This window comes from Microbulbifer aggregans (assembly GCF_020524005.1).
GTDB classification, from domain to species: Bacteria; Pseudomonadota; Gammaproteobacteria; order Pseudomonadales; family Cellvibrionaceae; genus Microbulbifer; species Microbulbifer aggregans_A.
This window is the reverse complement of the sequence record NZ_JAIVKK010000004.1, coordinates 680,327-688,739: the sequence shown is the minus strand read 5'-3', so window position 1 is coordinate 688,739 and position 8,413 is coordinate 680,327. Positions and strand designations below refer to the sequence as shown.

The window sequence follows — 8,413 nt, the reverse complement described above, 5'->3', positions numbered from 1 at the left end:
AATATATGCGCTACTACAACACTCAGAGATCGCATTCTTCAATTGGGTACGTTTCGCCTCAAGAATTTGAGTGTAAAATCAATTGCTAACAACTAGGTGTGTGCAAAAGCGGGTTAAGTTCCAAGCAGCTACGCTACGCGGGTGTTTAGGGCGTTATGTATCTATATGAAGAAGTCGCCGAGTAAATGTAAGAAAAATAAGCGTAGAAAACGTACTAATTCCAGTGATGCTGTACCGCGTACAAGATTGAGTGGTTTCATTACGGATATCGCTTCAAATTATAAGCAGAATTGGCTTTGGCTATTTATTAGCATTTTCTTTTTCATCTGGCTTGGCAGCCACCTAGCAGAAGCATTCACGACTTTTTCTATACAAAATCTTAGGACTCCAGGCTTAGTGCCGTTCGACAAATATCCTATTTTGTTTTTATTTGTTACGTTTCTTAAATTGTTTTTTTGGTCCGGTTCAGGCATCTATATATGGTTTTTTATTAAAGACATAGTCGGTAAACAATAATGCATAACAAATTAATGCACCTGACACATACTGCTACGCTCGTTTTTGTATGTGTCGTTTGCGCTCCATTTTCATACAAAAACGCTCTCCGCAGCATGTGCAGGTGAGCAAGGCGTTAGTGTACGTTCATCAATGAAATATTTAGTTCCATTTTTCGCAGCTGTATTTCCCGTAGATTCGTGGGGATGCTCATTTCCTAGGACATACGAAATATTCCAGGCGGCACCACCAATAGGTTTGACTACGGTTAAGGTTCCAAAACCCGAAATAGCCATCGGTGAAATTTCGAGAGGCAGGGATGGAGTTGGTAGTATGTGCGCTGACGCCGGGACCATAGAGGTAGCAATCACCAATCATCGCAGGTTAACTGGTTATAAGTTTACCGTTGTAGATGGTGAAGGTCCCGAAGGGGTATTCCCTAAGGAACTCATCACTCCTATTCCCGGCAGGAAAAGTGTTCGTTTTGTTTGGCTTGATGGTGCATCAGACATTCAGGAGCCTATCAACCTCAAAGTAAAGGTGATCGCAGTTAATTCGTTTGGAGTTGAGAGCAAGCCTATAGAAGTACTGGTGACCCACAGTGGCACATCGCACTAGCATGGTGCGGCAGCCGACGTCTTACTTTGTGCGTTTTTTTCACAGTTGATCTTCCCCGGCTTTAACGGACACCAAAGTCAAACAGACGAGGTGTCTAATGCCGAAGTACAACAACCCTAGGAAGACCTGACAGTATTCAGATGAGCTCAAGCTAAAGGCAGTGATGCTGAGCTTAATTGAGGGGGGTCGAGTTAAAGAGGTTGCTGCTACGCTCGACATCCATCCCTTCATGCTGTCACGATGGCGAAAAGAGTATCGAGAAGGGAAGATTGTGGCTGACAAGAGAAAGAAGCTCACCGGGGTGGTTTCGAAGCAATAGAAAGAGCTTTCCAAGATAAAGCGTCTTGAGGCAGAAAATCGAAAGCTCAAGCAGGAGGTTGACCTGCTAAAAAAGTGGCAACGGTTTCTTACGGAGGAACATCAGCAAGATATCGATTCATCCAGAGATTCGGACAAGAACTAGGCGTCAGCCGAATCAGTGAACGGTTGGGAGTGTCACGTAGTGGGTATTATGACGGGCTAAAGAGACCACCATCAGATAGAGAATACCAGGACAAAGAACTGAAAGCACAGATTCAGAAGATTTCAGATGAATCAGCCGGACGCTATGGTAGTCCGAGAATCTGGAAATCCCTGCAGAATAGGGGGTATGAGGTCAGCCGCAAGCGTGTAGCCCGGTTGATGCAAGAGATGGGGCTTATCGGTAGGGTTGCCAGAGTGACGCGTAGGGCGCCAGGTTTAAAGCGTTTCCTAGCCTCCGGGGAGAACCTGAGAGCTGACGGAGCAGTGCCCAGTGGTAAGAACCAAGTTTGGGTTGCTGATGTGACTTATCTTAAGGTTCAGGGCCAATGGCAGTACCTTTCAGTGGTAATGGACTTGCATTCCCGTCGAATCATGAGTTGGAGCTTGGATGCGAAAAGAACAACAGACGTCACCAGAAGAACATTGGCAAATGCCGTAAGGAAAAGAAGTCCGCAACCTGGACAGATGCTGCATACGGATAGGGGTGTTGAGTACAGAGGATCTGAGTACCAAAAAGACCTGAATCGGTATCGTATTCAACATAGTTTGAGTCGGCCAGGGAAATGTACAGACAATGCTCACATGGAATCGTTCTTTCATAGTTTGAAAGCTGAGCTTATTCGAGGGACAAGCTTTCAGACAGTGAGCGATCTGAAGTATGCTCTGGCTCGATATATTAATGATATTTACAATCGTAAACGGCTGCATTCTGCGCTGAATTCTCAATCGCCAATGGAATACGAGAGAATGGCCGCATAAAAAGTGATGTGTCCGTTTTATCGGGGCAAGATCACCTTCGGGGCTGGGACGGCCTTTCCGCTGCTTCGTAACTCCAAGCCCGCCCCAAACCCGGGCGTTATATTTTTATCATACAAGGAGAAGTTATGAGTATTAAAGTTTTAAAGGATGTACTTATAGAAAAAGGAAGATTGGAACGATATTTTGAAGGATCCGTTCCAAAAGATTTATGGCGTGCTTTAAATAGGAAGCAAGGCGGGTCTCCATTCGACTTTGTTGAAAAGGCGTATAAATTATCCAATGGTCGACCACGTCCGGCAGATATTAAAATTGAGCATCAAAATGGAGAGCCGTGGGTATTTATCAAAGATAGACCACGTGGGTTAAGTACATTTGACAAGAAAGGTGTTCCAACAGGAAAAGATTGGGAGTATTTTAAAATTCCAGGAGGAACGGATCTTCCAGAGGGCTTGGCTATTGTAGAGGATGAGTATAACGAAAGGTTTAAAGCTACACATTTTACCATTGCTCCAGCCTATGATATGCCGCTGGCTCAATTTAAGAACAAGCTAAAACTACTTGCAAATAAGCTTATAAAAGAGGCTGTTTAATGGAAATTCCAAATGCTTGGGCTCCGCTTCTTGTATCCGCTGTTAGGGATGCGGTGCTATATCAAGAGAATCTATTAAAAAGTGAAACTTTAAAAAATAGAAGTGACTATGAAGAGCATCATCTGCAGCTAACTCAATTTTTAGAATTTTTAAAAGACGAATATAAAACTATTGAAGTAGAGGCAGGGATATCCCTCGACGAACTGTTGTAAAAAATACAACAAGGCTGTCATTGGGACATTTTTTTGCTACGTTCCGTTTTGGGGTGGCTTCGCCACTTTACCCCAAAACTACACTACACAAAAAATGCCCCATACAGCGGCGTTAGGACCTAAAAGTCAAAAATACGAATCTACAGGAAGAGATCCCATGTATGTAGTACTGCTCAAGTTTTCAGAAAATAAAAGCAAGGCACCAGAGTTTATGGATGGCCATAACCAATGGATAAAGCGTGGTTTTGATGACGGAGTATTTTTGTTAGTCGGTAGTTTGCAACCGGGGCTGGGTGGATCTGTTATTGCTCATAATGTATCTGCAACTGATCTTCAAAAAATAGTTAACGAAGATCCATTTGTAGTTGAAAACATCGTTAACGCAGAAATACTTGAAATTGATCCCAAAAAAGCCGATCCACGTTTACAGTTTCTTGTTTCACAATAATGAAGGGGGGAACAAAGTGAGTTCTACGGTAAATGGGCGCGATGGAAAATCTCGTTGCAGTTGGTGCTCTGCTGCCTCGGAGTTTTTTGATTACCATGATAAAGAATGGGGATACCCTGTAAGCAATGATATCCGGTTATTTGAAAAATTATGCCTTGAGAGTTTCCAGTCAGGACTGAGTTGGCGAACGATACTTGCTAAGAGAGATAATTTCCGTTCAGCATTCCACGGCTTTGATTTCAATAAAGTCGCCCTTTTTAAAGAAAAAGATATTGAGCGCTTATTAGCAGATGCAGGCATTGTCCGTCACCGAGGAAAAATAGAGGCGGTTATTAACAATGCTAAGTGTGCAAAAGAAATGGTTACCGAAACAGGGTCGCTTGCTGCATTTTTCTGGAGTTATGAGCCCGACGAAGAAGACTTAGCTAAACCTCAGACAGCTTCAACATCAGAAGCTTCAAAGACTCTGTCAAAAGATTTAAAGAAGAAAGGCTGGAAGTTTGTTGGCCCTACGACCGTATACGCTTTTATGCAGGCTATGGGGCTTATTAACGATCATGCAGAAGGGTGTGTATTTAGGACCGAGGCTAAAAAAGCACGCGAACGTTTCATTAAGCCAAAAATGCCCTAGCAAGGCCGCCAACACGGACGAACTTTTCGTTCGCTGCGCTCACTACAAATGCGCCGGTTACGGCAGGCGTTAAATTTCTGGAGAGTAATGATGCAAGAGTTTCAGTCTAAAGTAGATACATGGCTGGCCGTGATCATATGGGGGGCTGCCGTATTTAGCATGATCATTGCCATCTATTTATTGATAGCCCAACCAATCTCGAAAGTAAACATAGCGATAGTTGCAACTACCTCTACGCTTGGAGTAATTCTTCCGGTCTGGATAATGCTCGCCACAAACTATATCGTTTCAAATGGATTGCTAAAGATCCACTGTGGGCCTTTTTCATGGTCAGTTCCAATAGATGAAATATCTTCTGTAACCGCTACACGTGATACGTTGTCGAGCCCCGCTTTGTCATTAGACCGACTGCGAATCACTTACTCTAGCGGTAAGTCGATCATGATATCACCACAAGGAAAAAGCGAATTCCTAAGCGCAATAGGCAGGAAAATTTAACAAGCGCAGTATGATAAAGCCCAAATAGCGGACGAAAAGTGAAGCATAAAAATGGAGATCTATGTGAAAAAGTTAATTTATTTGGTATGCATATATTTTGTTTCCATCCATCTTAATGCGGAAGAATCAAAAGTTGATTTAGAAGAATTCGCTCAAACATACTTTGAAAAAATGATTGCTACACAAGCTCCAGATGCTACCAAAGAAGATCTGGAAAGCTATCTTGGGCTATTGACTGATGATATAGGGCACACTCATCTTCCCTGGGAAACGGACGATTCACGTACTCCTGAAGGAAAAGAGGCAATGCGTAAAGGCATGACTTTCTATCTAGGGGCGCATACTGAATACAATGCCGAGCTTATAGATGTATTCGTATTCAATAACTCTGCCGTTGCTATTAGATACAAGAACCATGCAAAGGGTATCCATCCAGAAAACAACCAAGAAATTGAATATAGTCAAACCATGATGGAAGTTTTAGAAATTGAGCATGGCAAAGTAGCAGTAATCCGAAAATATCACGAGTAGTACCCATACAATAATACCGATCAAGATACTCTGAGCCTTCGGACTTCCATGGGACGACAGCATTAAGCCCTATGAGCACACCATGAAAAAATTACTATTCTTCGCACTCTTCTTGCCTTCAATAGCGATTGCCTGCTTACCTTGTGACGAGCGAGACATTGAGATCATAAAACACCCGGTTTTTCTTTTTGAAGATACCAGTAAGTTTGACGTCAAAGAAGTAGACGGTATGGCTCGGCTTGAAATTGGAAAAGATGGAAGTGTTAAGTCAGCTGAAATTGTAAGTAAGAACTCAAAAACAGTTCCAGACTCTGTTCTTGTAAAAGTTATTTCCAAAGCAGAATTTTTACCAAAAATCGAAAATTGCGATTTCGTGGAGGTAAAGAACTATGAGTTCCAATTCTCAATCGAGGTCTAGCGGGATTAACAAGCGGCCATTATCAGCAGTGCGGGACCTAGGATAGCCTTCCGCTGCGTCGAAGATCTAAGTCCATCCCAAAGCCGGGCATTAACTATCGCGAGTATAGAAAGGCAATGTCGAATCAGTCCATTTTGATAAGTCTATTGGCAGAGATTGATGAGTTTGAGAAAATGTAGTCACTTACGATACATTCGCGCAGAAATTTCGCGAATCTATAGAAGCACTAGAGTGTATACCCTACTCCGTCGTCGAGGAATGTAGCGACTGGGCATATAGAATGGAGATAGGAGTTTACTATGAAAAAGAAGGTTTCGAATCTGAAATCTATCAAGTAATTCCTGCTATGAAGGAGTGGATAAACGCCCTTACACTGACACACAGTTAATAAGGCCACACACTTTTTCCCAGTCTGCAGCGTTGTTCCCCTCATTTAGCACCCATTAAGGAAATCAAATTGAGACTTTATAGATACATCTTTCCTTTGCTTACTGTATTTTTTTTAGCATCGTGCTCAAATATCGTTGAGTTACCCATGTACCCAGTAGAGAGTGAAGCTCTAACTCAGAAATCACCAGTTAAACTTTTCATATCAATGGATGATGATCTGAAATCACAGCATTATTCGACATCTCAGCTGACCTCTACCTGGATTTATCCCTTAGGGCGTGTAATTCCAGAAATGGCGCTACTCTCGTTATCTAATTTTTTTGAAATTGTTGACACACCCACTCATAAAAGCCAACAAAACTACGACTATTCAGTTTCAGTGAGATTGCTTAGCTTCACCGCCGAAGTTCCATCAACAATATTTTCACCAACTGCCACATCGATAGAGCTCGAATACACTTTGCGAAAAGTCTCTTCCGGCGAAACATATGTGTTAAAAACAGAATCAGATGAAAATGTGGCCTCAGCGGTCGACCAACTTGTATATGAGAGGCTCACAGAACAAGTTGAAGGGTTGAATGCGTATACATCAGGGGTTTTCATTACTGCGCCAAAATATGAGCATCTAGCCGCTAGAGATGGAATGCTGGCTATACATAAATGTACGTATGAATTGGCCGAGCAAGTAAACAATTTGGTTTCCGGAGCCAATATTACAAACAAAGAGGAAGAACCGTTAACGCCTCCGTCTCTTTAGAAGTTATATTCAATTATGAAAAAAGTACTATCTGTAATTTTTCCGGCGGTTGTCGCTCTAATATTGTTAGCTCAAATTGATGATAACTTGAGCGTTCATGCTACTGACCTTATTGACAGACTAGAAGATCGGGATGAAAGCGAATCATACCTTTACCTTCTAGGTTTTTTCGCGAAGGAAAGTGAAGACCCAAGACTTGTCGGCAAAAAACTACTGACGGAGTATCAGAAGTCCATATCTGACGATTCCTATGAGTTTATCCAATATCCAGACGCTGAGAAGTTACCGTTACCCACTGGTGAAGCATTCTGCAGTTCTTGGGAAGATGATTGCTTGGCGTATTTATTCTCGCCTGAAGTAAATACAGAATCCATATCAACTACACACAAGACATTGGTTTATCGCTCCAGAAAGTTTCTGGAATTCAACGAATATACGACGCTGTCAGAACCAACACTCAGAGAAACATACCCGCCCTACCAATACCTTGCTGCCGCCGAGCGTATTAAAGTACTCGAGGCAATATCGGCCTATCGTGCCGGAGATGCTAGATCGGCAATTGATTCACTCTCAGAGCAATTCTCAACATTGAGGAAGGCAATGGAATTACAGGATAACCTAATTGGGAAATTGGTTATTCTCATGAAGTTATCAGAAATCATTGATGTTACGAGTGTTATTTTATCGAATGAAAATCTAGAAGGGGAGATCATTCCCGGGTTGAGCCAATCAGAGAAGGGGTTTTCCATGATAGCTGCCCGAGAATTTGGAATGTCTTACCACACTTTCAAAAACCTGGATAAGAATCCGGAATTTTTTGAAATGGGTGGCAACTTTCCTGGATGGATAACGCGAATGGTGTATAAGCCAAACATGACAGTTAATGCAATAGCGCCAGTTTACTACCAGCTTGAAAATCTAGCACGAATGGCTCCGGATGATTTTGCGAAGCATATCGAAGAAGAACAAAGCTCGCCCCCTTCAACCTCCAAGCTAAGAAACTACATCGGTGATGTACTCATCTCCATTTCACCGGAATACGATCAATATGTCGCCAAGTTTTATGACATGGATGCAAAAATAGAACTTTTCAATCAGGTTCATTATTTCAAAAAGAACCTTGAGAATATGGACAATCCATATTATGGAAGTGAAATACCCCAAGAAACTGATGGTAGCTTATGCTTCACAGGCCCTCTGGAAGACAAAAGATCTCTCAGATGCCTGAGAGTAAAAATATAATAGATACGTCAATCACGGGGGGGCGCAGTTCGAGACTTTTAGACGGGTATACGGGCACCAGATGAATAGGATATTTCCCTGCCGTTAAGACTTTTAAGCATCATAGCGGCCGTTTTTACAATCTCCGTATGCACATCCGGAGAGCTGTATTTAACAGAAACATCCGGCAAGTCAACATTAGGCTACGAAGCGGAATTCGCTGGCTTACCAAGCGTAAAAAAATTTTCCGTCGATTACGTTTTGAGCTTTATGGCCGCGCCTTCCGGGACCTCGATGGATACATCTGGGAGATTATGTGGATG

The 8,413-nt window shown here is 42.5% G+C and carries 11 protein-coding genes and 1 pseudogene; all 12 read left to right on the top strand.

Annotated features, from left to right (window positions below):
- Positions 1-5: 5 nt before the first annotated feature.
- The 12 genes and pseudogenes from LC093_RS20550 to LC093_RS10500 all read left to right on the top strand — a co-directional run bounded on the left by LC093_RS20550 (position 6) and on the right by LC093_RS10500 (position 8,111).
- Entirely contained in the window at positions 6-89 is an 84-nt protein-coding gene (locus tag LC093_RS20550; RefSeq protein WP_413231504.1) for a hypothetical protein, read from the top strand.
- 559 nt (positions 90-648) lie between these two features.
- Positions 649-1,113, top strand: coding sequence for a hypothetical protein (locus LC093_RS10550; RefSeq protein WP_226664740.1), 465 nt, complete (start codon positions 649-651; stop codon positions 1,111-1,113).
- A gap of 97 nt (positions 1,114-1,210) precedes the next feature.
- Positions 1,211-2,394 (top strand): annotated as a pseudogene (locus tag LC093_RS10545) (IS3 family transposase).
- Positions 2,395-2,519: 125 nt separating this feature from the next.
- Positions 2,520-2,984, top strand: coding sequence for a hypothetical protein (locus tag LC093_RS10540; protein ID WP_226664739.1), 465 nt, complete (start codon positions 2,520-2,522; stop codon positions 2,982-2,984).
- Positions 2,984-3,196, top strand: a complete 213-nt coding sequence (locus LC093_RS10535) for a hypothetical protein (RefSeq protein ID WP_226664738.1) — start codon at positions 2,984-2,986, stop codon at positions 3,194-3,196. The genes LC093_RS10540 and LC093_RS10535 overlap by 1 nt, the downstream gene beginning before the upstream one ends.
- 157 nt (positions 3,197-3,353) lie before the next feature.
- The gene (locus LC093_RS10530; protein WP_226664737.1) at positions 3,354-3,644 is read left to right on the top strand and encodes a YciI family protein; all 291 of its coding nucleotides are present in this window, start codon (positions 3,354-3,356) and stop codon (positions 3,642-3,644) included.
- 16 nt (positions 3,645-3,660) lie between these two features.
- A complete protein-coding gene (locus LC093_RS10525) occupies positions 3,661-4,275 on the top strand; it encodes a DNA-3-methyladenine glycosylase I (protein WP_226664736.1) in 615 nt (204 codons plus the stop codon).
- A gap of 48 nt (positions 4,276-4,323) precedes the next feature.
- A complete protein-coding gene (locus tag LC093_RS20545) occupies positions 4,324-4,773 on the top strand; it encodes a PH domain-containing protein (RefSeq protein WP_413231499.1) in 450 nt (149 codons plus the stop codon).
- A gap of 63 nt (positions 4,774-4,836) precedes the next feature.
- On the top strand, positions 4,837-5,304 hold the full coding sequence (locus LC093_RS10515; protein WP_226664735.1) for a nuclear transport factor 2 family protein: 468 nt from the start codon (positions 4,837-4,839) through the stop codon (positions 5,302-5,304).
- An 82-nt stretch (positions 5,305-5,386) separates the two neighbouring features.
- Positions 5,387-5,722, top strand: a complete 336-nt coding sequence (locus LC093_RS10510; protein WP_226664734.1) for a hypothetical protein — start codon at positions 5,387-5,389, stop codon at positions 5,720-5,722.
- Positions 5,723-6,257: 535 nt separating this feature from the next.
- The gene (locus LC093_RS10505) at positions 6,258-6,869 is read left to right on the top strand and encodes a hypothetical protein (protein WP_226664733.1); all 612 of its coding nucleotides are present in this window, start codon (positions 6,258-6,260) and stop codon (positions 6,867-6,869) included.
- Between the two features lie 15 nt (positions 6,870-6,884).
- Positions 6,885-8,111, top strand: a complete 1,227-nt coding sequence (locus LC093_RS10500; protein ID WP_226664732.1) for a hypothetical protein — start codon at positions 6,885-6,887, stop codon at positions 8,109-8,111.
- Positions 8,112-8,413: the final 302 nt, after the last annotated feature.